Source organism: Microbacterium sp., assembly GCF_041641055.1.
Lineage (GTDB): Bacteria > Actinomycetota > Actinomycetes > Actinomycetales > Microbacteriaceae > Microbacterium.
In genome coordinates, this window is record NZ_JBEPZB010000004.1 from 70,231 (window position 1) to 95,438 (window position 25,208).

At 69.6% G+C, this 25,208-nt stretch carries 24 protein-coding genes; 12 read left to right on the plus strand and 12 right to left on the minus strand.

Translation table 11 applies throughout. From position 1 onward, the window contains the following. Positions 1-3 precede the first annotated feature (3 nt). Positions 4-387, minus strand: coding sequence for a hypothetical protein (locus tag ACESK8_RS03865; RefSeq protein WP_372967349.1), 384 nt, complete (start codon positions 385-387; stop codon positions 4-6). 231 nt (positions 388-618) lie between these two features. Here ACESK8_RS03865 and ACESK8_RS03870 point away from each other — a divergent pair, with 231 nt between their 5' ends. Continuing rightward, a complete protein-coding gene (locus ACESK8_RS03870; RefSeq protein WP_028503730.1) occupies positions 619-867 on the plus strand; it encodes a WhiB family transcriptional regulator in 249 nt (82 codons plus the stop codon). Between the two features lie 55 nt (positions 868-922). Here the strand turns inward: ACESK8_RS03870 and ACESK8_RS03875 are convergent, their stop codons facing one another. Next, positions 923-2,407, minus strand: a complete 1,485-nt coding sequence (locus tag ACESK8_RS03875) for a sensor histidine kinase (RefSeq protein ID WP_060926520.1) — start codon at positions 2,405-2,407, stop codon at positions 923-925. 24 nt (positions 2,408-2,431) lie between these two features. Continuing rightward, positions 2,432-2,818: an Rv3235 family protein gene (locus ACESK8_RS03880; protein ID WP_372967350.1), complete on the minus strand. Its 387-nt coding sequence runs from the start codon at positions 2,816-2,818 to the stop codon at positions 2,432-2,434. A 94-nt stretch (positions 2,819-2,912) separates the two neighbouring features. Between ACESK8_RS03880 and ACESK8_RS03885 the strand changes: the two genes are divergently transcribed. Further along, the gene (locus ACESK8_RS03885; protein WP_372967351.1) at positions 2,913-3,551 is read left to right on the plus strand and encodes a hypothetical protein; all 639 of its coding nucleotides are present in this window, start codon (positions 2,913-2,915) and stop codon (positions 3,549-3,551) included. Here ACESK8_RS03885 and ACESK8_RS03890 read toward each other — a convergent pair. Beyond that, a complete protein-coding gene (locus ACESK8_RS03890; RefSeq protein ID WP_372967352.1) occupies positions 3,539-3,814 on the minus strand; it encodes a helix-turn-helix domain-containing protein in 276 nt (91 codons plus the stop codon). The genes ACESK8_RS03885 and ACESK8_RS03890 overlap by 13 nt on opposite strands. A gap of 97 nt (positions 3,815-3,911) precedes the next feature. Between ACESK8_RS03890 and ACESK8_RS03895 the strand changes: the two genes are divergently transcribed. Both ACESK8_RS03895 and ACESK8_RS03900 read left to right on the plus strand, forming a co-directional pair. Continuing rightward, the gene (locus tag ACESK8_RS03895) at positions 3,912-4,532 is read left to right on the plus strand and encodes a hypothetical protein (RefSeq protein WP_372967353.1); all 621 of its coding nucleotides are present in this window, start codon (positions 3,912-3,914) and stop codon (positions 4,530-4,532) included. Continuing rightward, positions 4,529-5,830, plus strand: a complete 1,302-nt coding sequence (locus tag ACESK8_RS03900) for a CpaE family protein (protein ID WP_372967354.1) — start codon at positions 4,529-4,531, stop codon at positions 5,828-5,830. The genes ACESK8_RS03895 and ACESK8_RS03900 overlap by 4 nt, the downstream gene beginning before the upstream one ends. Here ACESK8_RS03900 and ACESK8_RS03905 read toward each other — a convergent pair. Both ACESK8_RS03905 and secA read right to left on the minus strand, forming a co-directional pair. Further along, a complete protein-coding gene (locus ACESK8_RS03905) occupies positions 5,721-6,947 on the minus strand; it encodes a pyridoxal phosphate-dependent aminotransferase (protein WP_372967355.1) in 1,227 nt (408 codons plus the stop codon). The genes ACESK8_RS03900 and ACESK8_RS03905 overlap by 110 nt on opposite strands. Before the next feature lie 67 nt (positions 6,948-7,014). Beyond that, positions 7,015-9,822, minus strand: coding sequence for a preprotein translocase subunit SecA (gene secA, locus ACESK8_RS03910; protein ID WP_372967356.1), 2,808 nt, complete (start codon positions 9,820-9,822; stop codon positions 7,015-7,017). A 164-nt stretch (positions 9,823-9,986) separates the two neighbouring features. Here secA and ACESK8_RS03915 point away from each other — a divergent pair, with 164 nt between their 5' ends. Both ACESK8_RS03915 and ACESK8_RS03920 read left to right on the plus strand, forming a co-directional pair. Further along, positions 9,987-10,589 (plus strand): PadR family transcriptional regulator, encoded by a 603-nt coding sequence (locus ACESK8_RS03915; protein ID WP_372967357.1) that lies wholly within the window; start codon positions 9,987-9,989, stop codon positions 10,587-10,589. Positions 10,590-10,680: 91 nt separating this feature from the next. Then, on the plus strand, positions 10,681-12,018 hold the full coding sequence (locus ACESK8_RS03920) for a hypothetical protein (protein WP_372967358.1): 1,338 nt from the start codon (positions 10,681-10,683) through the stop codon (positions 12,016-12,018). A 62-nt stretch (positions 12,019-12,080) separates the two neighbouring features. Here ACESK8_RS03920 and hpf read toward each other — a convergent pair whose 3' ends face one another. From hpf to mtrA, 5 genes are all read right to left on the minus strand, one after another. Then, positions 12,081-12,737 (minus strand): ribosome hibernation-promoting factor, HPF/YfiA family, encoded by a 657-nt coding sequence (gene hpf / locus ACESK8_RS03925; RefSeq protein ID WP_060926513.1) that lies wholly within the window; start codon positions 12,735-12,737, stop codon positions 12,081-12,083. Between the two features lie 94 nt (positions 12,738-12,831). Then, positions 12,832-13,524 carry a ComF family protein gene (locus ACESK8_RS03930; protein WP_372967359.1) on the minus strand — a complete coding sequence of 231 codons (693 nt, stop codon included), beginning with the start codon at positions 13,522-13,524 and terminating at the stop codon, positions 12,832-12,834. Positions 13,525-13,629: 105 nt separating this feature from the next. Then, entirely contained in the window at positions 13,630-15,348 is a 1,719-nt protein-coding gene (locus tag ACESK8_RS03935) for an LpqB family beta-propeller domain-containing protein (RefSeq protein WP_372967360.1), read from the minus strand. Further along, on the minus strand, positions 15,345-17,024 hold the full coding sequence (mtrB, locus tag ACESK8_RS03940; protein WP_372967361.1) for an MtrAB system histidine kinase MtrB: 1,680 nt from the start codon (positions 17,022-17,024) through the stop codon (positions 15,345-15,347). The genes ACESK8_RS03935 and mtrB overlap by 4 nt, the downstream gene beginning before the upstream one ends. Positions 17,025-17,031: 7 nt before the next feature. Continuing rightward, the gene (gene mtrA, locus ACESK8_RS03945) at positions 17,032-17,712 is read right to left on the minus strand and encodes an MtrAB system response regulator MtrA (RefSeq protein ID WP_372967362.1); all 681 of its coding nucleotides are present in this window, start codon (positions 17,710-17,712) and stop codon (positions 17,032-17,034) included. Between the two features lie 96 nt (positions 17,713-17,808). On the opposite strand from mtrA, the gene ACESK8_RS03950 reads away from it, so the two are divergent. The 6 genes from ACESK8_RS03950 to ACESK8_RS03975 all read left to right on the plus strand — a co-directional run bounded on the left by ACESK8_RS03950 (position 17,809) and on the right by ACESK8_RS03975 (position 24,207). Further along, positions 17,809-19,227, plus strand: coding sequence for a hypothetical protein (locus ACESK8_RS03950; RefSeq protein WP_372967363.1), 1,419 nt, complete (start codon positions 17,809-17,811; stop codon positions 19,225-19,227). Beyond that, a complete protein-coding gene (locus ACESK8_RS03955; RefSeq protein WP_372967364.1) occupies positions 19,224-19,865 on the plus strand; it encodes a DUF4129 domain-containing protein in 642 nt (213 codons plus the stop codon). The genes ACESK8_RS03950 and ACESK8_RS03955 overlap by 4 nt, the downstream gene beginning before the upstream one ends. Then, positions 19,862-21,055: a DUF4350 domain-containing protein gene (locus ACESK8_RS03960; protein ID WP_372967365.1), complete on the plus strand. Its 1,194-nt coding sequence runs from the start codon at positions 19,862-19,864 to the stop codon at positions 21,053-21,055. Before ACESK8_RS03955 ends, ACESK8_RS03960 begins: the two co-directional genes overlap by 4 nt. A 99-nt stretch (positions 21,056-21,154) precedes the next feature. After that, a complete protein-coding gene (locus ACESK8_RS03965; protein WP_372967448.1) occupies positions 21,155-22,078 on the plus strand; it encodes an AAA family ATPase in 924 nt (307 codons plus the stop codon). After that, a complete protein-coding gene (locus tag ACESK8_RS03970; protein ID WP_372967366.1) occupies positions 22,079-23,386 on the plus strand; it encodes a DUF58 domain-containing protein in 1,308 nt (435 codons plus the stop codon). It begins immediately after the preceding gene. Next, entirely contained in the window at positions 23,383-24,207 is an 825-nt protein-coding gene (locus ACESK8_RS03975) for an aquaporin (protein ID WP_372967367.1), read from the plus strand. The genes ACESK8_RS03970 and ACESK8_RS03975 overlap by 4 nt, the downstream gene beginning before the upstream one ends. 3 nt (positions 24,208-24,210) lie before the next feature. Here ACESK8_RS03975 and ACESK8_RS03980 read toward each other — a convergent pair whose 3' ends face one another. Continuing rightward, positions 24,211-25,203, minus strand: a complete 993-nt coding sequence (locus tag ACESK8_RS03980) for a stage II sporulation protein M (RefSeq protein WP_372967368.1) — start codon at positions 25,201-25,203, stop codon at positions 24,211-24,213. Between the last annotated feature and the right edge of the window lie 5 nt (positions 25,204-25,208).

Here is a 25,208-nt window from a genome sequence, read left to right on the forward strand (position 1 = left end):
GCGTCACTCCGCAGGGCGCTCGTTCTCGGCGCGCGTGGTCGCGATCAGGAGCACGAAGCCCAGCACTCCCGGCAGCCCCACACCGACCGTGAACGGCCAGGAGATCGGCTGCACCGTCAGGGACGCAAGAGCGAGAACGACCGCGAGCACCTGGAAGACGAGTCCGCCCGACCGCGCCCAGGATCGACCGGACCTCGTGCCGATCGCGAAGGCGAACAGCGCCGCGGCGCCGATGAGGGTCAGCACGATGAGAGCCAGGGCGGTCGGCAGCGAGGAGGCATCCCCGGCACCGAGCCCGAGGAGTTCGATGAGAGCGAAGACGGTCAGTGCCGCGCCTTCCGCAGCGAGAACGGCGGCGGCCGCGAGAGCCAGTCGGGGTGAGCGCACGATGTCTCCTGAGAATCGAATGAGAACCGGTGAAACCCTTGATTTCGCCGGTTTCATGTAACAGAATAGACAGCGTCATGTGCTCCCACAGCGGCGTGGGGCGGGCTTCGTGCTCGCATCACAAATCGCGGGCATCCGTCCGTATCTCAACAGGGTAGCTGAACCCGAACTGCACCCGAAATCCAAGTCGTCGCATGGCGATGGCTTAACAATCCACACCGAGGAGCCCCCATGGACTGGCGCGACAAGGCCGCCTGCTTGACTGTCGATCCCGAACTGTTCTTCCCCGTAGGGAACACCGGTCCGGCCGTCGACCAGATCGAGAAGGCCAAGACCGTCTGCGCCACGTGCACCGTCACCGAGATCTGCCTGCAGTACGCCCTCGAGTCCAGCCAGGATTCGGGCGTGTGGGGCGGTCTCTCCGAAGACGAGCGTCGTGCGCTCAAGCGTCGCGCCGCTCGCGCACGTCGCGCATCCTGATCTGACAGAAGAAGGCGCCCGAGACCGAGTCTCGGGCGCCTTTCGCGTTTCTCTGCTACTTCGTGAGCCAGCGGAGCGGGATGTCGATGACGACCTCGGTGCCCTCGCCCTCGCTCCCCCGCCATTCGATCGAGCCGCTGAGCTCTCCCTGGATCAGAGTGCGGATGATCTGCGTGCCGAGCCCCTGGCCGATCCGACCCTCCGGGAGCCCGTGTCCGGTGTCGCGCACCGTGACCCGCAGGTTCTCCTCCGTGCGCGCGGCATCGATCGTGACGATGCCCTCCTGGCCCGCGAGCCCGTGCTCGACGGCGTTGGTGACCACCTCGGTGAGGGCCAGGGCCAGCGGCGTGGCGTACTCGCTCGGCAGCACGCCGAAACGTCCGGTGGACTGCGTGCGGGCGCGGGTGTTCGGCGCGGATGCCACCTCGGCGACGAGCTTCAGCACCCGGTGGAAGACCTCGTCGAAGTCGACCTTCTGCGTCAGCCCCTGCGCCAGCGTGTCGTGGACGACGGCGATGGAGTCTACCCGCCGCATCGCCTGGGTGAGGGCGTCCCGCGCTTCGTCGGAGTGCGTGCGTCGCGCCTGGATCCGCAGCAGCGAGGCGACGGTCTGGAGGTTGTTCTTGACGCGGTGATGGATCTCGCGGATCGTCGCGTCCTTGGTGATGAGCTCCTGCTCCTGATGACGCAGCTCCGAGACGTCGCGGCACAGGAGGATCGCACCGATGCGCGTCCCATGGTCCTTCAGCGGGATCGCACGCAGTGAGACGGTGACACCGCGTGCCTCGATGTCGGTGCGCCACGGCGCGCGCCCCGTCACGACGACCGGAAGCGACTCGTCGACCTGACGCGACGGGGGCACGAGGCGGGTGGTGACCTCGGCCAGGGACTCGCCCTCGAGCTCGTCGTCGAAGCCCATGCGATTGAACGCCGACAGCGCGTTGGGGCTGGCGAACGTCGTGATGCCGTCCACGTCGATGCGGATGAGGCCGTCGGACGCACGAGGGGCCCCTCGGCGCGGGGACGTGGGTGCTGCCGGGTCGGGGAAGCTCCCGTCCGCGATCATGCGGAAGATGTCGTTGGCGCACTCGTCGAACGTGATCTGCTGCCGCGACGGCGTGCGCGCCTCGCCGAGGTTCGTGTGACGGGTCACCACACCGATGACGCTCGATGCAGGGTCGGCGCCACGGCGTTCGATCACGATCGGGACGGCCCTGACGCGCGTCGGCGTCTCCTCGAACCAGTCCGGCGACGACGAGTCGACGATCTCGGCGGAGTCGAACGCCCCCTGGACCTGGGTGCGCCACTGGGGCCGGACCCGCTCGCCCACGATGTCGCGATAGAACAGGGTCGCCGCGCCGCTGGGGCGCGCATGCGCGACAGCGATGAACGATCCGTCCTCGGTCTGGATCCACACGACGATGTCCGCCGATGCGAGGTCGGCGAGCAGCTGGCCGTCTCCAGCGAGACGATGCAGCCATTCGACCTCGTGTTCGGTCAGAAGGCCCTGGGTCTGGGCGAGATCACTGAGGGTTGACACTCCACCAGCCTAGAGTGCGTCACCTCAGAGAACGGCCAGCGACGTCGCACGCCAGCGACGGTCGAGCCCCTCCAGGCGGATGGCCACCGCCCTGGTGCGCCCGGGCCCTGCCACCACCACCACCGCCTCGACCTTGCCGTCGACGGGTTCGGTCACCCTGGTCGACAGGATCTCGAAGGTCGGACGCGCCGGGGCGACGCCCCTGGCACTGCGGGCTCGCGCAGAGAGGTTCGCTCGCGTCACGAGACTCCGGTACGCCTCCTCGTTGAACCAGCGGGCGAGCTGATCGACCTCCCGCACTCCGGCGAGCACCTCCAGCACCCCCTGAGTGAGGCTGCGCAGCAGGGGCTGAGGATCCGGAAGCTCGGCGCGGGGCGTCGGCTGAGGGGCGAAGTATTCGTGAAGCATCATCGTCGGCACTCTCCATCGGGAAGACTGCGGCCAGTAGAGCATGGGGCCGGGGAGCGCTCGGCTCGGATCCGCGAACTATGTGGATAACTCGTACATGACCGCTCCGCCGTCGCCTACGGTGGGGCGCGTGCACTGGGACGGGCTGTTCGAAGACCTCGAGGGTCAGCTGGCTGCGGAATGGGAGAGAGACCGCGCCGCGTTGGACGCCGAGTCCGAGCGGCTCCGGATCTCGCGCCTGGAGTTGCGCAGCCGGCTGCGGATGCTGTGCTCGGCAGCGGCGTCGGCCACCGTCGACCTGCCGGGCGGTCACCGCATCCGGGCGCGCCTGCAGGCTCTCGGCGCCGATTGGGTCGCCACGATCGAGACGGAGGGTTCCGGGTCTCGACCGTCCACCCGCATCATCCCGCTCCACGCGGTGCGCGGACTAGAGGTCGACCACGGACTGCTCCTGTCCAGCCTCGACCAGGACGTCGCATCCACCCCCGTGCTCCGCGAACGCATGTCGCTCGGCTTCGTCCTGCGGGACCTGGCCCGTCGTCGGGTTCCGGTCAGGGTGATCAGCGTCGAGGGTGTCGATCTGCACGGCACGGTCGACCGGGCCGGAGCCGACCACCTCGACCTCGCTCTCCACGATCAGGGCGAGGTGCGGATCGCTGCCGCAGTGCGGGGGTTCCGAATGATCCCGTTCGTGGCATTGGCCTCCGTGCAGACCGCCGGCGATCAGATGCTGTGACCGCGCGGACTCCCCCACACCTCGGGAAAGCTCGCCTCGTTCGCCTGGCGCCACAGAGCCATCCGCCGCGCTTCCTCCGACTGCTCCGCGAGATACTCCGAAAGACTCAGCTCCTCGATGCGCCAGCGCGACGGCGAACCCAGCTGGGATCCGCGCAACCGCCCCGCGTACACGAGCTCGATGACCTCGTCGACCTCGATGCTCAACAGCTCCGCGACCTGAGAGGGTGCGAGGAACCGCGGCGGCGATGGGGAGTCGGACATGGTCCCATTCTCCCCCGGTATACGGGACCTTCCGCAACCGGCGGTCCGCTGTGGATAACTCCCGGCCCCCGAGGCGGAACTCTGTGACCATGACGCCATGGACAACTTCGCCCGTGCTCGCCGCGCCTTCTGGGGCGACATCCGCTTCCTGATCGGACTCGCTCTCGTCGCCCTGTCGATCGGCGGAGTCTGGGCGGTGCTGTCGTCGTCCGGCACGACGACACCCGTGCTGCAGGCCGGTCGCACGGTGGTCGCCGGCGAGCCACTCGTGTCCGGAGACTTCCGTACCGTCGAGGTGAATCTCGGCACGATCTCCGGCGACTATCTCTCGCCGGGAGACCTGCGCCCCGGGCTGATCGCGTCACGGACCGTGACCGAGGGGGAGCTCGTCCCTCAGAGCGCCGCCGAACCCGCCGATGCGCGCAGGTCGACGACTCTCGTGATCGAGAGCAGCACCGGCATCCCGAGCGACGTCGCGACCGGCAGCGTCGTCGAACTCTGGCATGCTCCGGCCGTCGCCGACGGAGTTGCGGCCGAGCCTCCGCGAATACTCGTCGCGGGCGCGATCGTCGCGACGGTCACGACGAGCGAGGGGATGCTTGCAGGCGAGGGGACCACCGTCGAGGTGGTGATCGATCGCGCAGACGTCGCAGAGGTCCTGGCCGCGGTCACCGGCGGATCCGCGCTCTCCGTCGTGCCGATCGGTGCCGGTTCATGATCTCCGTGCTCCTCGCGGTACCGGAGGCCCGTGCCGCACAGCTCGCCGCCGAGCTCGAGATCGAGGGCGTGCGGGTGGTGGCGGCGGTGCAGCCGGATGCGACCCTTCCGCTCCCGCCGGGCATCGACGCCATCGTCGTGTCCGCGGGGCGCCGGACGCCGACCGCCGAGCTCGTCGCCGCCTGCGATCGGGCCGGCGTCCGGATCATCCGTCTCGGCGACGCTGTCGGTCGCACTGGACGCCGCGGGCTTCCCTCCGCGCTGCCTGCGGAGGCGCAGGGCTGGCAGGTGGCGGCCGCGCTGAGCGCCGACATTCCGGAGCAGAGCGCCCCGTCGGCGCCCCACCGGGTCACTGTCGTGTGGGGAGCGTCCGGATCCCCCGGCCGCTCGACGGTCGCCATCCAGCTCGCCGTGGAGTTCGCGCGAGCGGGGCGCCGCACGGCGCTGGTGGATGCGGACACCGTGGCTCCGTCGCTGGCTCTGCTGCTCGGCCTCAGCGGCGACGCACCGGGAATCGCCGCCGCGTGCAGGCGTGCGGAGCGGGGCGGACTCGACGCGGCCGAGCTCACCCGACTCGCCGCCGCGGTGGAGACGAGCGCCGGAGACGTCGCTGTCCTCGGCGGCATCAACCGCCCCGGTCGCTGGCCCGAACTCGGGGCGGACCGACTTCGCGCCACCCTGCAGGCCTGCCGCGGATGGGCCCAGGAGACGGTCGTCGACGTCGCGAGCCCCTTCGACGCCGACGAGGATGCGACTTACGACCTCGCGGGTCCCCGACGGCATGCCGCGACGACAGCCGCGCTACAGGAGGCGGATGCCATCATCGCCGTCGCATCCGCAGATCCCTTGGGCATCAGCCGGTTCGTGCGCGAGCACGCCGAGCTGCGGCGGCTCACGGCGCCGACGCCGATCAGCGTCGCGATCAACAGGGTCCGCCCCGGACCGCTGGGGCTCGACGCCCGCGCGCAGATCCGTCGCACCCTCGAGCGGTTCTCGGGCGTGACCGACATCTCTTTCCTGCCCTGGGATCAGCGCGCCGCCGACGCGGCACTTCTGCACGCGCGGCCGATGGCCGACATCACGCCGCGCTCAACGCTCGTCGCCGCAGTGCGTCGACTGGCGCACGCTCACTCCCCCGCGGGGACCTCGGCCGTCGCCCACGCCGTCACTGACGATGTCACTGACAGAGTCACTGACGATAGCTCGAGAGGAAGTTCCCGAGTCGCTCGACGGCTTCTGCGAGCACCCGCGGCTCGGGGAGAGTCACGAGGCGCAGGTGGTCGGGGGTCGGCCAGTTGAACCCCGTCCCCTGCACCAGGAGGATGTGCTCGGAGACCAGCAGGTCGTAGACCAGCTTCGCGTCGTCTCTGATCTCGTGCACGTTCGGATCGAGTCGCGGGAACGCGTACAGCGCCCCCTCCGGCTTGACGCAGGAGACGCCGGGGATGGACTCCAGTCCTTCCCAGGCGATGTCCCGCTGCTCGTGCAGGCGCCCGGTCGGCGCGATGAGCGCATCGATCGACTGCACGCCGCTGAGCGCTGCCTGCACGGCGTACTGCGCCGGGACGTTCGGGCACAGGCGTGTGGACGCGAGCAGGGTGATCCCCTCGAGGAAGCCCTTCGCGTGTCCCTGCGGTCCGGTGATCACGACCCAGCCCGAGCGGTACCCCGCCACGCGATAGGTCTTCGAGAGTCCGTTGAACGTCAGGCACAGCAGGTCCGGAGCCAGTGTCGCGGTCGGGATGTGCACCGCGTCGTCGAACAGGATGCGGTCGTAGATCTCGTCCGACAGCAGGAGCAGCTGGTGCTCCCTGGCGATCTGCACCATCCCCTCGAGGACCTCGCGGGAGTACACGACACCCGTGGGGTTGTTGGGGTTGATGATCACGAGCGCCTTCGTGCGCGGCGTGATCTTCGAGCGGATGTCCTCGAGATCGGGCTGCCAGCCGTCGTCCTCATCGCAGAGGTAGTGCACGGGCGTCCCGCCGGCGAGGCTGGTCATCGCCGTCCACAGCGGATAGTCCGGCGCGGGGATCAGGACTTCGTCGCCTTCGTCGAGGAGAGCCTGCATCGTCATCGTGATGAGTTCGGAGACGCCGTTGCCCAGGAAGACGTCCTCCGGGTCGAAGCGGGGGAACCCCGGGATCTCCTCGTAGCGACTGACCACGGCGCGCCGCGCCGAGATGATGCCCTTGCTGTCGCTGTAGCCGTGCGCCGTGGGCAGCGCGGCGAGCATGTCGTGCACGATCTGGTGCGGAGCCTCGAATCCGAAGGTCGCCGGGTTCCCCGTGTTCAGCTTGAGGATCCGATGCCCCTCGGCCTCGAGCCGCGCCGCCTCGACGAGCGTGTTCCCACGGATCTCGTACAGGACGTTCTTGAGCTTCGACGACTGGTCGAAGTGGCGCATCGGTGTCATTGAGCAAGCCTACAATGACGCGAAGAGGGGCCGATCCCCTCGGACCTGCCCCTCCTCGTCGGCGCCGCTACTTCTTCTTCTTGCTCTGGGCTCGGCGCTGCTCGCGGTTGCCTGCGGGGGCCGCCGGAGCCTCGGTGCGCTGGCCGAAGGCTCCTCGGGGGCCTTCCTCCGGCTCGGCCTGCTCCGTCGGTGCCTGACGCGCTGCCGCCGCCTGACGCAGCTTGTCGGTGGCGGCCTGCTGGACCTGGCCTCGGTCGTTGCGGACCTCGACCTCGCCGGCGTCGTTCGCCGCGGAGTACTCGAGCCGCTGCTCGCCGCCGCCCTCGGACAGTCCCTTCGCCTCGACCTCGGCGGTATCCGAGTCGCCTGCGCGGCGGACCTCGACCTCGAGGTTGTAGAGGTACCCGACGGACTCCTCCTTGATCTGGCCCATCATCGACTGGAACATGGCGTAGCCCTCGCGCTGATACTCGATCAGCGGATCACGCTGGGCCATGGCCCTGAGGCCGATCCCGTCCTTGAGATAGTCCATCTCGTACAGGTGATCGCGCCAGCGGCGGTCGAGCACCTGGAGGACCACGCGGCGCTCGAGCTCGCGTGTCGCCGCTTCTCCGAGCGACTCCTCACGGGTCTCGTAGGCGATCTTCGCGTCGGACAGCAGCTCGCGGGTCAGACCGTCGGCGGTGATGCCGCCCTTGCGACCGGCAGCCTCGGAGACGACCTCATCGATGGTCACACTCACCGGGTAGAGGGTCTTCAGCTCTGTCCACAGAGCATCGAAGTCCCAGCTCTCGTTGTGACCTTCGCCGGTGTGATCGCGCACGACGCCGCTGATCGCATCCTCGATGAAGTGCTGCACGCGGTCGGCGATGTCATCACCTTGGAGGATGTGCCGACGGTCGGCGTAGATGGCCTCGCGCTGACGGTTCAGAACGTCGTCGTACTTGAGCACGTTCTTGCGCATCTCGGCGTTGCGGGCCTCGACCTGCGACTGGGCGCTGCGGATCGCGCGCGACACCAGGCCGGACTCGATCGGCACGTCGTCGGGGAAGTTGGTCCGCGACAGAATTGCCTCTGCGGCTCCCGACTGGAACAGCCGCATCAGATCGTCGGTGAGGCTGAGGTAGAAGCGGCTCTCGCCCGGGTCGCCCTGACGGCCGGATCGACCGCGCAGCTGGTTGTCGATGCGGCGCGACTCGTGACGCTCGGTGCCGAGGACGTAGAGCCCACCGGCCTGGATGACCTTCTCGGCCTCCTCGGCGACGACGGCCTTCATCGACTCGTACGTCTCGTCCCAGGCGACCTCGTACTCCTCGGGGGTCTCGACGGGGTCGAGTCCCTTGCCCTTCAGCTCCTGGACGGCGAGGAACTCCGCGTTGCCGCCGAGCATGATGTCAGTACCGCGACCGGCCATGTTGGTCGCCACGGTGACGGCGCCGAGGCGTCCGGCGCGGGCCACGATCTCGGCCTCCCTGGCGTGGTTCTTCGCGTTCAGCACCTCGTGCTTGACGCCCTTCTTGGCGAGCAGTCGCGAGAGATACTCGCTCTTCTCGACGCTGACCGTGCCGACCAGCACCGGCTGTCCCTGGGCGTGCCGCTCGGCGATGTCCTCGACGACCTGGGCGAACTTGGCCGTCTCGTTCTTGTAGACCAGGTCGGACTGGTCCTTGCGGATCATCGGCCGGTTGGTCGGGATCGGGATCACGCCGAGCTTGTAGGTCGACATGAACTCCGCCGCCTCGGTCTCGGCAGTACCGGTCATGCCGGCGAGCTTGTCGTAGAGACGGAAGTAGTTCTGCAGGGTCACGGTGGCGAGGGTCTGGTTCTCGGCCTTGACCGGCACCGCCTCCTTCGCCTCGATGGCCTGGTGGATGCCCTCGTTGTACCGGCGACCGACCAGGATGCGACCGGTGTGCTCGTCGACGATCATGACCTCGTCGTTCATGACGACGTAGTCGGTGTCCTTCTTGAACAGCGCGAGCGCCTTGATCGAGTTGTTGAGGAACGAGATCAGCGGGGTGTTCGCCGACTCGTAGAGGTTGTCGATGCCGAGGTAGTCCTCGACCTTCTCGATGCCGGGCTCCAGCACGCCGACCGTGCGCTTCTTCTCATCGACCTCGTAGTCCACGCCGGCCTCGAGGGTGCGCGCGATCTTCGCGAACTCGGCGAACCAGCGGTTGGCCTCCCCCGACGACGGTCCCGAGATGATCAGCGGGGTGCGCGCCTCGTCGATGAGGATGGAGTCGACCTCGTCGACGATCGCGAAGTAGTGCTCGCGCTGGACCAGGTCCTCCTTGCGCCACGCCATGTTGTCGCGCAGGTAGTCGAATCCGAACTCGTTGTTCGTGCCGTAGGTGATGTCGGCCGCGTACTGCTCGCGGCGCACCGCCGGCGTCTGGCCCGAGACGATGATGCCCGTCGACATGCCCAGGGCGCGGTAGACGCGACCCATCAGCTCCGCCTGGTAGCTGGCGAGGAAGTCGTTGACCGTGATCACGTGCACGCCCTCGCCCGCGATCGCGTTGAGGTATGCCGGGAACGTCGCGACGAGCGTCTTTCCCTCACCGGTCTTCATCTCGGCGATGTTGCCGAGGTGCAGCGCCGCGCCGCCCATGATCTGGACGTCGTAGGCGCGCATGCCCAGGGTCCGCTTGGCCGCCTCGCGCACCGCGGCGAAGGCCTCTGGCATCAGCTGGTCCAGCGTCTCACCCGCGGTGTAGCGCTCACGCAGCTCGGCGGTCTCGTTGCGCAGCTCGTCGTCGGTGAGCTTGGAGATGTCCTCTTCCAGCGCGTTGACGGCCTTGACCACCTGGTTCAGACGACGGATGACCCGCCCTTCTCCGGCGCGCAGCAGCTTCTCAAGAGGATTGGCCACAGATGTCATCTCCCTGTCGATGGGTCCGGGGCGCCGCGTGTCGGGCGCGCACCAGGCATACGTTGTCATGTTACCTGTCCGTGACCTGCACGTCGTCTGCATGGCGTGCCGTCATCCCGTTTCCGGGTATGTATATATTGGTCGACGACCCCCGGAGGCCTCTCATGTCGGTACGCCAGACCCTGCTCGCCATCCTCGCGCAGGGACCCTGTTACGGGTATCAGCTCCGGCACGAGTTCGACCGTCGCACCGGATCGATCTGGCCGCTCAACGTGGGCCAGATCTACAACACGCTCGAGCGACTTGAACGCGACGGCTTGGTGGAGCGGGGGGCGACCGACGCGCAGGGACACGTCTACTGGGAGATCACCGCGGCGGGGAATGCCGACGTCGATCGGTGGTTGGTCTCACCCGTCGAGCGCGGCCAGGCCACGCGGGACGAGCTGGCGATCAAGATCGCCGTGGCCGCCACCCTCCCCGGAGCAGACGCCGCGGAGGTGATCGACACCCAGCGCGCCGCGTCATCTCACCGCCTGGACGGCCTGAGGGCGGTGCGGGAGTCCCGCGAGGACGACAGTCCGCAGGGACTCGCCTGGTCGCTCGTGGTCGACTCGATGATCTTCGCCGCGGACGCCGAGCTGCGCTGGCTCGATCACGTGCAGACCCGGCTCGCCCAGCATCCTCAGCACACGCTCGCCCTCGAGCTGACCGCCGACCGCCCGAAACGGGGACGGCCCGCGCGAGCAGCCGGACCGGCACTCGTCTGAGTCTCGTCCCCCGCCGTCCGCTCCGGCTCGGGCGTTCGCCTCAAGCGGATGCACAGCCAGCGCCACCGCTCGGGAAACTAGGATCAGTCGTATGGCTGGAATATGGGGCAGACGCAAGCGCGAACAGGAAGAACTGGCCGCACAGGATGCCGATCTGGCTCGGCGCGCCGAGCAGGCACTCGTCTCGGCGGACGAGCGCATCAGGAGCACCTCCGATGAGCTCGCCTTCGCAGAGGCCGAGCTCGGCGAACAGCTCACGAAGGACCTGAAGAAGGCGCTCGCCGCCGTGCGCACGCATCTGCGCGAAGCCTTCCAGCTGCACCAGCTCAACCACGACGAGATCCCCGACACCGCCGAGGAGCTCCGCACCCGCAACGCGCGCATCATGCAGCTCTGCGACTGGGCGCAGGACCTGCTGGACGAGAAGACCTCCGATCTCGCCGCGTCGATCTCGAAGGTCCGCCGCGCGCCCGAGGTCATCGCCCAGGTGCGGGCGGATGCCGAGGCGCTGAGCGCACGGATCCCCCAGACCAACGAGACCGTCGCGCGCCTCTCCGCCCGCTACTCGGACTCGGCGATGCACCAGATCACCGCGAGTGCTGCGGAAGCGGAGCAGCTCATCGCCTTCGCCACGCACGGGGCATCGGTCTCCGAACGCCGTCGCGCCGCGAAGCAGAACGAGGAGGCCAACCTCGCCCTCGAGACGGCGACCGAGGCGACTCGACGCGCATCCGCCCTGCTCGACGCGGTCGAGGACTTCGAGATCGAGGCGCTGCGCGCGGAGTCCACGCTCGCCGAGGTCGTCGCCGACTCGCGCGGCGACCTGATCGCGGCCAGGAACGCCCCGCAGGTGCCCGCGGTCGCCGAGGCGGTCACGGCGCTGCAGAGCGCCCTCAGCTCACTCTCCCCCGCCGGTTCGCCCGGCGACCCCTTCGCCGAGCTCTCGCGTCTGCGCCAAGCCAACACCGCCCTCGACGAGGCCATCGCACATGCGCGGCATCGCGCCGAGCACCCCCTGCCCAGCATCCCGCAGGTCCAGCACGCGATCGACGACGCGGACCGTCAGCTCGGAGTCGCGCGCGGGCTCATCGCCGGACACCGCGGATGGATCGGCGCAGACGCGCGCACCCGTCTCGCGGAGGCCGAGCGACTCAGGGTCGACCTGTCCGACCTGCTGCCCGCAGAGGAGACCCGCGACGAAGCACTCGCCAGCGCACGGCGTGTGGCGCATCTGGCGTCCGAGGCGCTGCAGCTCGCTCAGCGGGACATCGACTCCTCCCGCCCGCAGGATCAGGGATGGGGCGGCGGCGACGGCTGGGGAGGCGGCGGCTGGAGCGGCGGAGGTCGGCGCGGGGGCGGCGGCGACGTCGCGTCCGGCATCCTCGGCGGACTCGTCATCGGCAGCATCCTGGACGGCATCTTCGACTGACCCCTCCCCTGCACATGCAGAACGGCCCGGCCCTCTTGGGGCCGGGCCGTTCTCGTGTCAGCTCACGAGGCCAGCGCCTCGGAAGGCGGTGCCTGCGTCTCGAGTGCGATCACACCGTAATCCCAGCCCTTGCGTCGATAGACGACGCTCGGGTGGTCGGTGCGCACATCGACGAACAGGAAGAAGTCGTGACCGACGAGCTCCATGCGGTCGACGGCCTCTTCGACGGTCATCCACTCCGCACCGAAGTTCTTCGTGCGGATGACGACCGGGGAGTAGACCTCGTCCTCGTCGTTCTGGATCGGCACGGCGCCCGTCGCGACTGCGCGAAGGACGTCTACGGATGCCGGTTGGACATCGATGCCCTCGAGGGCACCGCTCTCCTTCTCGAAGTGCGCACCCCGGGGGTGCTGCCGTCCGTCGACTCGCTTCTCCTTGGCCCGGCGGAGCTGCTCGGCCATCTTGTCGACCGCGAGGTCGAGGGCGACGAACTTGTCGCCGTCCGTGGCCTCCGCTCGGACGACCGGTCCTTTGCTGACGAGCGTCAACTCCACGGTCTCATCCGGAACGCGGCCGTTTCGGTACACCCGGTGGGTGACCTTCACATCCAATCGCTGCGCACGTGACGCGAACGTCTGGATCTTGGCGATCTTCTCTTCGACAACGGTTCGGAAGCGATCGGTGATACCCACCCCGACGCCAACGATGCTCGTTTCCATTGCTGCCTCCTTGTCCCGGTCCTCCCGGCCAAGGGCGGACCGTGGTCGCCTTGTGACCCCCCACGGTAGTCCGCCTGCCGACGGATGTCACGGGTCATTTCCTGCGTGTCCCCGATGCGTTCGCATTCCGTTCGCTGAGACGTGGTGTCGCGGCGAGCGCGACGGCCGAGACGACCTCGAATCCGGCCTCCTCCAGCGCTCGTGCCGCCTCGTCGAATGTCGACCCGGTCGTCATGACGTCGTCGACGAGGACGATCGGCTCGCCTCGACCCGACCTCCGGGTGCTCATCGATCCATGGACGTTCTCGCTGCGCTGCCCGGCGTCGAGACCCCTCTGGTCGACGCCCCGGCGATCGAGTGACAGGAGACGGAGCGGGTCCTCCCCCGCGCTGCGGATCAGGAGTTCGGGAACCCGGTAGCCGCGTCGGCGATACGAGCGACGAGAGGTCGGCACCGGGACCGCCCGTGCGAGTCCTCCCACGCCTGAGTCGGCGAGCTCGGTGCGCAGCACCCCTCGGAGGACCCGACCGAGGGGGCGGGCGACCACGGTCTCGCCCGCATCCTTCAGCCGGCGGATGCAGCGCGCCGCGACCGACTCGAACGCGGTCGCGGCCACGACACGCAGACCGGCCGGGGTGTGCAACTCGCGTGGCGAGGCGCGCAATCGGACTCGGCAGCCTTCGCACAGCATCGTGCCGGGCTCGTCGCACCCGGCGCAGGTCGCGGCGAGCAGCAGGGCGAGCGCATCAGCGCCCGCCGCTCGGAGCAACGGAGAGAGCGACGGCATGTCTCGATCGTCTCGGACACGGCGCCCCTCGACGCGGTGCGCGAGCGAATGGGCCCGGCGTCTGAGCACTCTTCTGAGAGCCGCGCGCTCGTGCAGGAGGAGTGATCAGTGCCCTGCGCGGGTGCCGAGGATCGACACGCCGACGATCGACTCGCTCCACGCGGAGCCGCTGCGTGCGAAGACAGCCCCCTCGGCCCCCAGCACCCGGATGCCCGCTGCGGTCCGAGAGCCGGCGATCGAGACGGCTCCGGTCGGTGCGACCTCGGAGGTGCCTGGACCCCCCACGACCTGGGTGAGGACGATGCGATCCTCGGCATCCGACAGGACGCCGAGGCGATCGCTGCCCAGCCAGACGAGGCCGGACGCCGTCCCCTCCAGCTGCGCCAGCGGCTCGGTCGGACCCAGTTCGGTGGGCACACCGTCGTCGTCCCTGATCACCGCGGAGACGACGACCCAGCGCTGCCCTCCGACCACGAGCACCGCCGCGATCCGGGTGCCGTCGGCCGAGACTCGGATCGCGGACACACCGGACGCATCGGGCCAGGCGTTGGCTATCGGCCGTGGAGCCGCGTCCACTCCTATCGCCCTCAGCGACGCCGGCGCCGTCGACGGGACGGACCACGTGAAGTCGAACGGATCCATCGAGGGTCGCACGAGCGATGCCCGTTCGTCGAGCGCGTCGAAGCTGCCGTCGCCCGCGAGCCACACGTGTCCGTCGGAGAGCTGCACGGCCGCATGGGAGCTGTCGACGGCGAGGTCGACCGCCCTGATCGGCTGCGGCGACGCGAGGATCTCCTCCGTGAGGCCGGGGATCGGAGTGATCTCCCCACCGACCAGGGTTCCGAACTGCCCGTCCTTCAGGACCACGCTGCCCCCGTCGACCGGATCGTCGATGAGCTTCACGACACCGGCCTCGAGGGTCCGTCCGTCGACGGTGAAGCGGACCTGGCTGATCTGCACTCCTGCTCCCGTCAGGGTCGCCTGCAGCTGCGTCCGCATCCTGGCCAGCGTCTTCGCGGGGAGGCCCAGAGCCTCGCGGTTCAGGGCGACGTCGGCGACCTGGTCGGGATCGATCGGCACCGCGTCCCTCGCCAGCTGCACGCCCGGTGGGAACGCGCTCTGCACCGCCGGGTCGAGCCACGGGCTCGGTGCACCGCCGATGAGCGACTGGGCGATGGTCGTGGCGACCGTGGCGCGGCGCGGGAACCACCGCACGTCCGGCACGAGCCGTTCCCACGTCCGGTCGTAGTACTGCAGCGCGTAGTCGTCGTAGACGCGAGAGAACCGCGATTCGTCGATGACCACGCCGTCCGGGGCGTCGGCGATGCGCCATTGACCGTCGATGCGCACGACCACGAACGCCGAGTTCGAGGCTGCGACGGTCTGGGAGTACGCGCCGGTGGCATCCACGCTCGCCACCTGGTCGAAGGTGACGCGGACGTCGGCGGAGTCGCCGTTCGCGGACTCCGCATCGTCCTCGACGCTCGAGGTGAAGGATCGCGTCGCCGCGCTCGCGTCGATCGAGACGCCGGTGGTGGGCCGCCACGTCGAGGCCAGGTCGGGCGTGAGGAACTTGCGGGCCGTGTCCCAGTTGTCGGCAGGCGTGATCGCCGCCTCCATGAATCCCTCGACGATGGCCGTGGGCCCTGCGCCATCGACGGGCCCCGAGGCGAGGGGCAGGAAGTCCTGTTCCTCGGGCGAGGCGCCCAGCGCGAGTCCCGGCTGCACGTCGCCGCTCGTCGGCAGCCCGGTGCAGGCGGCCAGCATCGCGACGACCGCGGCCATCGCGACGGCGTGGAGCGTGCGACGGAATCCGGCGTTCACTCGATGCTCCCTCGGTCGAAGAGCTCGGCGGGGATGTCGGCGAGCTGGATCGGCTGTGTGGCGTCCCCGAGCTCGGCCAGCGGCTCCTGCGGCTCGATCGGGATCGGTGACGGCCCCTCCAGCGCGTCCCCCCGGCGAGGGAGGGTGAGGACGAAGTTGGTGCCGACGCCGAGTTCCGACCAGACGGCCAGTGTGCCGCCGTGCAGCGTCGCATCACCGAGAGCGATCGAGAGCCCGAGTCCCGTGCCGCCGATCGTGCGCTGCCTGGAGGGATCCGCGCGCCAGAACCGGTCGAAGACCCGCTCCGCATCCGCAGGGTCCATCCCGAGGCCGAAGTCGCGGACGCCCGCCGCGACCGCATGCTGATTGCTGTCGACGGTGACGACGACGGGCCTGCCCTCCCCGTGCTCGATCGCGTTGCCGATCAGGTTCCGCAGCACCCGCCGCACCCGGCGGGGATCCATGTCCACCGGTGAGTAGCCGCCGGGGGCGACGAGTCTCAGCTCGCTGCCGCGACCTTCGGCGAGGGGCATCATCTGCTCGATGATGTCCTCGGCGAGGTGGGCGAGGCTGGTCGCCTCCAGCTCCAGCTGCACCGACCCCGCGTCGTAGCGGCTGATCTCGAGCAGGTCGGACAGCAGGGTCTCGAACCGCTGCACCTGGGTGTGCAGCAGCTCGGTGGTGCGCGCGGTCGTGGGATCGAACTCGCCGCGCTGATCGTTGAGCATGTCCGCCGCCAGACGGATCGTCGTGAGGGGCGTGCGCAGCTCGTGCGACACGTCGGACACGAATCGCTGCTGCACGAGCGACAGCTCGCCGAGCTCCTTGATCTGCGACTCGATGCTGTCGGCCATCGCGTTGAACGATCGCCCGAGGATCGCGATCTCGTCCTCCCCGTGCACGTCGATGCGCACGGCGAGATCACCCGAAGCCAGGCGCGCACTGGTCTCGGCGGCCTCGACGATGGGCGTGGAGACCGTGCGGAGCACGATGAACGAGATCGCGGCGACGATCGCGACGAGGCCGATGCCGGCGATCCACAGCGTGCGCTGCACGAACGTGAGGGTGTTGTCGGCATCCGCGAGGTCGTACGCGAAGTAGAGCTGGAAAGGCCCCGCCTCCGGCACCTGCAGCTGTTGGCCGACGATGATCCCGGGCACGACGCGTCCGCCGACGTCGAGCCCGACCGACTGCCACGACTGCCGGTCGTCGAACTGCACGACCCTGTTGCTGAGGCCCGAACTGATGATGTTGGCGCTGAGTCCGGCCGAGAAGCCGTTGAGCGCGACCGCATCGGGGTCCGCGTTCATCCGGATACCTGCGAATCCCTCAGCCGTCGAATACCGACGCAGGTCCGCCTGCACGCTGTCCCAGAGTTCGGGCAGAGCCGCCGGCTCGTCCCCGAGCGCCGCGGAGTCCAGGGTCACCTGCGCCTGGTTGACCGCGCGAGCCGCGTCTTCGAGCGCCTCGTCCTTGCGGGATTCGAAGAGGTCGTTCTGAATGACCAGGGCCATGGTCACGCAGGTGATCAGGATCGCGGTGGAGGTGAGGAGCAGGGTGATCGTCAGGGTGCGGAAACGCAGCGACCGCCGCCAGAGCGCGCGGGTGACGGTCGGCCAGCCTCGCCAGTCCCGGATGACAGCGACCGCCGTGGTGGTCGCTGAAGTCGCGGCCATGGGGTCCTCAGCCCGCGCTCCCGGCACGGTAGCCGACGCCACGCACCGTCATGACGATCTTGGGATTGTCCGGGTCGAGCTCGACCTTCGCCCGCAGTCGCTGCACGTGCACGTTCACGAGCCGCGTGTCGGCCTTGTAGTGGTAGCCCCAGACCTGCTCGAGCAGCATCTCGCGGGAGAACACCTGCTGCGGTTTGGAGGCGAGCGCCACGAGGAGCTGGAACTCCAGCGGCGTGAGGGCGATCGGGGCCGTGCCGCGCCGCACCTCGTGGGCGTCGACGTCGACGGTGAGGTCCCCCACACGCAGCTGCTCCCCCACCGTCTGCGGAGTCGGCCGCAGTCGCGTGCGGATACGAGCCACGAGCTCCTTCGGGTTGAAGGGCTTGACGATGTAGTCGTCCGCCCCCACCTCGAGTCCTCGCACCACGTCGGCGGTGTCGCTGCGGGCCGTGAGCATGATGATGGGGACGCCGGACTCCGCGCGGATGCGCGTGCAGATCTCGATCCCGTCCATCCCCGGCAACATCAGGTCGAGCAGCACCAGGTCGGGGCGCTGCGAGCGCCATTCCTCGACAGCCCGCGCACCGTCGGCGCAGAACACGGGCTCGAAACCCTCCGTGCGCAGCACGATGCCGATCATCTCGGCGAGCGCGGTGTCGTCGTCGACCACAAGAATGCGTGAGGTCATAACTGTTACCTTATGGCACTCAGTACCACGGCCCCCATGTCTGCGCGCCCTGGGGGTGTTGTGACACGATGGGAGCGCACGACGGAGGGAGTGCCGGTGAGCGGCCAGACGTGGACCCCTGCCCCGAAGAAGGGCATCATCCCCCTGCACCCGCTGACCTTCGGGATGCTGCTGGGCAAGTCCTTCGCCGCGCTGCGGCACAACCCCAAGGTCCTGTTCGGCTTCGGCGTGGTCATCCAGCTCATCGTGGTGGTGCTGAGCGCCGGCGTGATGGGATTCGTGTTCGTCACGACCTTCGCCAGGATCGAGTCCCTCTCTCCCTCATCGCCCGATTTCGAGGCGGTGTTCGCAGGCATGGTCGCGATGAACATCGTGGCCGGCATCGCCGTCGGCCTGGCCTCCATCGCCTTCACGGCCCTCATGCAGGGCGTCGTCGCGGCTGAGATCGGCTATGCCTCCATCGGCGTCAAGGCCTCTCTGGGCACGCTCTGGCGACGGATGATCCCGTCGTTCTGGCGTCTCGCCGCCTTCGCCTCGCTGTCGGTCCTGTTCATCTTCGGTGTCATCATCATCATCTTCCTGATCATCGCGGGACTGATCGCCGGCGGCATCGGAGGATCGGCCGAAGCGGTCGGCGGGATGGTGGTCATCGTCCTCCTCCTGATCGCGGCCACCGTGCCGCTCGCCGTGTGGCTGACGACCAAGCTGCTCCTGGTCCCCTCGATCCTCGTGCTCGAGCGGGCGAAGTTCCGCGACGCTCTGGTGCGCTCCTGGCGCCTGACGCGTGGCCGCTTCTGGGTCGCGTTCGGCGTCACGTTCCTCATCGGCGCCATGATGGGCGTCGCGATGCAGGTCGTGAGCATCCCGGTCGCCCTCGTCAGCTCGATGGTCGGCTCCGTGATCGCACCGACGGGGTCCACGGACACGGCGGCCATCCTGGCCTTCGTCTTCGCCCTGCTGGCCCCGCAGATCCTGCTGCTCGTGCTCCAGGCCATCACCCTCGTCGTGCAGAGCACGGCCGGGACCCTCGTCTACCTCGACAGTCGGATGCGATACGAGGGACTGGACCAGACGCTCATCGGTCACGTCGAACGACGGGACCTCGGATGGACCGATGAGCAGCTCGGCGATCCGTTCGTCCTCGACCCCTCTCGCGCCGTGGCGAGCGGTCCTCCACCGAAGCAGGTTCCCGAATGGGCGATGGCCTCCGCGGGGTACGGCGCCCCGCAGCATCCCGGGCAGTACCCGGCACAGCAGTACCCGGCACAGCAGTACCCGGCACAGCAGTACCCCGCACAGCAGTACCCCGCACAGCAGTACCCCGCACAGCAGTACCCCGCACAGCAGTACCCCGCACAGCAGTACCCGGCACAGCCTCCGGCATACGCACAGCCGCCGGCGCCCACGCCTCCGCCGGCGTACGCCCCGCCGCCCGCCGCCCCGGCCTCCCCCGCGCCGTCTTCGCCGGATGACGCCTGGACCGCTCCGGGTGCCGGCGGCGAAGGAACGGCATGATCCGTCCGCTCGACGACGTCCTCGTCCCGGACGGCGATGAGGCGAGGAAGTGGGCCGAGCAGGAGCTCTCCGACCCGCGCTACGCCGACGCCACGCCGACCTGGTTCGATCTGATGGCCCGCGACATCGGGCGCTTCCTCGCCGACCTGTTCAGCTCGGACAACGGGGCGAGCGTCGGTCCTTCCGCGCTGATCGTCGTGGGGATCATCGTGTTCGGCGCCCTGGTCGCCGCTCTCATCATCTGGGGGCGACCGCGCCGCGCCAATGCCGTACGGCGCCCCTCGGGCGGACTCCTGGGAGCCGACGACGACCGCTCCGCCGCGCAGCTGCGAGCCGAAGCGACCCGCAGTGCGCGCGCCGGCGACTGGGACGAGGCGACGATCCTGCGCTACCGCGCGCTCGCCAGGGGCCTGCTCGAGAGGGACCTCATCGACCCCGCTCCGGGCGCGACCGCCCAGGCCATCGCCCGCGAGGTCGCCGCCGTGTTCGCCGCCGAGGCCGCGGCGGCGCGTGCCGCCGCCGTCTCGTTCGATGACGTGCGCTACCTCCGACACCCCGCGACCGCAGACAGCTACGCACAGCTCGCGGCCACGGACGATCGCCTCGCCGCCGCGCCGCCCGAGCTGGTGAGCGCATGACGGCACCTGCCCCCACCGACGAGCAGCGGTCGACCGCGGAACGGGCGCCCCGCGGACGCCGTCTGCGCACCCTGCTCGGCTGGGGGATCGTCGTCGTGCTGGTCCTCGGCGGCGTGTTCGTGGCGATCCAGGTCGCGGCCAGGATGCCGTCCGATCGCGGAGCCCTCGACCCGGAGAGCGTGGGCGATTCGGGGGCGATGGCCCTGGCGCAGATCCTTGACGATCAGGGTGTCGAGGTCACTGTGCACCGCTCGCGCGCCGAGGCGCGCGCCGCACTCGACGACGGCGCCACCCTCGTGATGACGAATCCGTACACGCTGACCGACGAGGGACTCGAGGAGCTGATGGCCCCCGCCGACCGCGTGGTCTTCCTCTCCACCAGCACGCATCTGCTCAACGTCCTGCGCATCGGCGACAACGCCGCGTCCGACGCCTCTCCGGTGGACGCGCAGTGCGCGGCGCCCGAGTTCGCCCGAGTGGGGACGATCCGCCCAGAGCGCCTGTTCACACCGGCCGACGGCGTGGAAGGATGCTTCGGCACCGACGAGGCGGCGGCCGTCCTCATCGACGAGTCCGACGGAGCCACCCGTGTCGTCGTCGAAGGAGCTCGCCTGTTCAGCAACTCCTCCCTGCGCGAGGAAGGGAACGCGGCCCTGGCCCTCGCCCTCCTCGGACAGACGGACCGCGTCGTCTGGTATGTCCCGAGCTTCGGTGACAGCGACATCGAGGGCGAGATGCCCGACACGCTCGGGTCCCTCACGCCTGGGTGGGTGACCCCCGCGATCCTGCTCCTGATGGTCGCCGGCGTCTCCGTCGCCCTGTGGCGCGGACGGCGCTTCGGCCCTCTGGTCTCCGAGACCCTTCCCGTCACCGTCCGCGCCTCGGAGACGATGCACGGTCGCGCACGTCTCACCGCGAAGGCGGGCGATGCGACCCATGCCGCCGAGGCGATCCGCGACGGCAGCACGCGGCGACTGGCCCGCCGACTCGGGCTCGCCGTGAACGCCCGCCCCGAGGAGGTCGCAGACGCCGCCGCCGATCGTCTGCGCATCCCGCGAGGATCGCTGCACGACCTGATCGCGGGTCCTCTCCCCGGGGACGACCCGACCCTGATCGAGATGGCGCGTCGACTCCAGGAGCTGGAGCGCGCCGTCGACACCTCCTTCACCCCGATCCGCAAGGCCGACTGATGCCTCCACTGCGCTGCACCGCCACCCACCTCTCCCTACGGAAGCCGAGGACACCACGTGACCGCTGAGAACTTCGACGACGCCTCGTTGCGTCAGGCCATGCACCGTGTGCGGACCGAGGTCGACAAGGCCGTGGTCGGACAGGCCGGCACCGTCACCGGCCTCCTCGTCTCGCTCCTGGCCCGAGGACACGTGCTGCTCGAGGGCGTCCCCGGCGTCGCGAAGACCCTGGTCGTCCGCTCGTTCGCGCGCGCGCTCGGTCTCGACACGAAGCGCGTGCAGTTCACCCCCGACCTGATGCCGGGAGACGTGACCGGGTCGCTCGTCTACGACGCGCGCACGGGCGAGTTCGACTTCCGCGCGGGGCCCGTGTTCACGAACGTCCTGCTCGCGGACGAGATCAACCGCACACCTCCCAAGACGCAGGCCGCGCTGCTGGAGGCGATGGAGGAGCGCCAGGTGTCGGCCGACGGCGTCAGCCGCCCGCTCCCCGACCCGTTCCTGGTCGCCGCGACGCAGAACCCCATCGAGCACGAGGGCACTTACTCCCTTCCCGAGGCTCAGTTGGACCGCTTCCTGATGAAGCTCGTGGTCGGCATGCCAGAACGGGATGCCGAGGTGTCCGTGCTGCGCAAGCACGCCTCCGGCTTCTCGCCGCGGGAGCTCACCGGCGTCGAATCCGTGGTCACTGCGGACGAGATCCGCGCGGCGCAGGATGCCGCCGGCCGCGTCGAGGTCACCGACGACGTGCTCGGCTACGTCGTCGACCTCGCACGGGCGACCAGGCAGTCGCCCTCCGTCGAGCTCGGGGCGAGCCCGCGTGCCTCCACGGGCCTGCTGGCCGCCGCCAAGGCATGGGCCTGGCTCAACGCGTCGACGGCGGTCACGCCCGACCACGTGCAGACCATGCTCGTGCCGGTCTGGCGCCACCGCCTGCAGCTGCGCCCCGACGCCCAGATGGAGGGGGTGTCGGCCGACGCCGTGCTCACCTCCGTCGTGCAGCAGACCAGGGTGCCGATCTAGGTGTTCGTCACCGGTCGTCTCGCGCTCGCCGTCGCCGTCGGCATCGTCCCGCTCGTCCTCACCGGGCTCGCGGGATACCCGCCGTACGCGGCGCTCGGCATCTGGGTGGCCCTGTGCCTGCTCCTGGTCGGTCTCGACGTGGTTCTCGCACCGAGCCCCCACACGGTCGTCGTGACCAGGCGCGTGCCTGCACGCACGAGACTCGGCGAGCCGGTGCCGGTCAGCCTGGCGCTGCAGAACCAGGGCTCCCGGACGCTGCACGCGCTGATCCGCGACGCGTGGCAGCCGACGGCCGGCGCCGATGACGCCCGACACCGGCTGACCGTGCCGCCAGGCGAACGCCGACGCACCGCCATCCCCCTGCTTCCCCGCCGCCGCGGCGAGCTGTCCAGCGAGTTCGTGATGATCCGCTCCCAGGGACCGCTGGGGCTGGCCGGGCGTCAGGCGCGGCACCGGGTCCGCGGGTCGATCCGGGTGCTTCCGGCGTTCTCGTCCCGCAAGCACCTTCCGTCCCGCCTCGCGAGACTGCGCGAGCTCGACGGCAACACCAGCATCCAGGTACGAGGACAGGGCACGGAGTTCGACTCGCTGCGCGAATACGTGCGGGGCGACGACGTGCGCTCGATCGACTGGCGGGCGACCGCTCGCGCGGGCACCACCATGCTGCGCACCTGGCGACCCGAGCGCGATCGTCACGTCGTGATCATCATCGACACCGGGCGCACGGCGGCCGCTCGCGTCGGGGACGGGACGAGAGTCGACGCATCGCTCGAGGCCGCGCTGCTGCTGGCCGCTCTGGCCGCTCGGGCAGGCGACCACGTGCACCTGCTGATGTACGACCGGGTGGTGCGCGCCAGGGTCACCGGCGTCGAAGGGACGGCGCTCCTCCCCGCCCTGACCGACGCCATGGCCCCCGTGCACGCGCGTCTGGTGGACACCGACTGGCATGGAGCCTTCGCAGCCGTCCGCACGCTCACGACACGCCCTTCGCTGATCGTCGTGCTGACCGCTCAGGATGCCGCCGAATCCGCGCGCGGCTTCCTCGGCGCGTTCCCCGATGCCTCGAGGGCCACCTCGATCCTGGTCGGCTCCGTCACCGACGACGGCATCGCGCGTCTCGCCACGCAGCGAGGCTCGCGTGAGGAGATCTACCTGGCCGCAGCGGCGGAGCGGACGATGCGCGACGCCGAGAACGTCGCCGACGCGGTGCGGCGCGCCGGTGGCGAGGCGATCGCGGCGGATCCGGAGACCCTTCCGCCGCGGATCGCCGACCGGTACCTCGAACTGAAGGCGGCTGGGCGGCTGTGACACGGTCTGCACCGGACGACACGAGCGGCGGCTTCGGCGTGTCCGTCGACCAGGCCATGACGCCGTCGACGATGACCGCCCGCCTCACCGCCGAGGCCTTCGGCACAGCCATCCTCGTGCTGAGCATCGTCGGGGCCGCGCTCTTCGCCTCCGGGATCGACGAGGTCGACGCAGGCACCGGGATCGGCTTCGTCGGAGTGGCGCTGGCAGCCGGCCTCGCTCTCACCGTCTCGTGGTACGCGTTCGGACCGATCTCCGGCGGCCACTTCAACCCGGCGACCAGCGTCGGGTTCGCGGCGGCGGGACGGATGCCGTGGCGCGACGTGCCGGCGTACATCCTGGCCCAGTGCATCGGTGGGCTCGTCGCCTCCACCCTGATCTTCCTCATCGGGCTCTTCGGGCCGGACGGCTGGCTCGAGGCGAAGCGCACGGCCGGCTTCGCGAGCAACGGCTTCGGCTCCGCGTCGCCCGCGGGATTCGGGATCTGGGCGGCGATCATCGTCGAGGCGCTGTTCGCGGCGATCTTCGTGCTGGTGGTCCTGGGGGCGACGCACCCGGTGCGCGGCTCGCGGTTCGGCGGACTCGTCGCAGGCCTCACGCTGATGCTGATCCACCTGGTGCTGCTTCCGATCGACCTCGCCTCGATCAATCCGGCTCGGTCCCTCGCGACGGCCGTCTACGGCGACACGGCTGCTCTGACGCAGCTGTGGGTGTTCCTCGTCTTCCCGACGATCGGTGCGCTGCTCGCCGGCTTCGCGTACCGGGGGCTGTTCGACACACCCGACGGGGCCACATCCTCGATGACCGGACGTCGTCGGTGATGGTCAGCCCGCGAGGAGCCTCGGAGTACCTGCTTCGTACTCGACCAGGTCGCCGGTCTCGCCCTGCCGATGGGCGCGCCCTCCGATGACCAGCATGTAGATCAGGAAGGCGGCGAGGGCCGCCGCCCCGATGCCGATCTTGAGCGGCCACGGCAGCGCCCAGCCGGTGACGAAACCCTCGATCAGCCCCGAGACGAAGAGGCTGAAGACGAGTCCGATCGCCACGGTCGCGAGCGCCCGGCCCTCGGCCGCGAGGGATTCGGCCCGCGAGCGATGCCCCGGCGCGACCCACGACCAGAACAGATGGAACCCGGCGGCACCGGCCACGAAGATCGAGGTCATCTCCAAGAGCCCGTGCGGCAGGATGTACAGGATCATCACGTCGACCTGGTCGTGCGCCGCCATCACCGCGCCCGACACGCCGAGTCCCATGGCGTTCTGCACCAGCACGTTCAGCGGCCAGAGCCCGGTGATGCCGAAGAGGACGCACTGCAGCGCGATCCAGGCGTTGTTCCACCACACCATGCCCATGAACACGGCAGCCGGGTTCTCGGTGTAGTAGCCCGTGAAGCTCTCGTCCGCGTACTGCTCCAGCAGGTCGGGTGGGCCGAGCGTCGCGATCAAGGCAGGGTCGGCGGAGATCCAGGCTGCCGTGCCGACCACGATCGCGATGAACGAGACCGCGACGACCAGGGTCGTCCACCGCAGGCGGTAGAGCGCCGCCGGGAGCTGCCGCGAGAAGAAGCGCGCCGTCTGGGTGAGGATGTTGTCGGAGGCTCCCGTCAGACGGAGCCGTGCACGCACGAGGATCGTCGACAGATATGACCCCTGCGGGGAGTCGCCCACTGACGTCTTCAGCTCGGCGAGATCAGCGGATGCCGCGCGGTACCGGACGATGAGCTCGTCGACGCCTGCGCCGTCGAGCCGAGCGCGACTGAGCTGCTCGAGCCGCTCCCACTCCGCGCGGCGTGCATCTGTCAGTGCATCGGCGTCCACCTGAT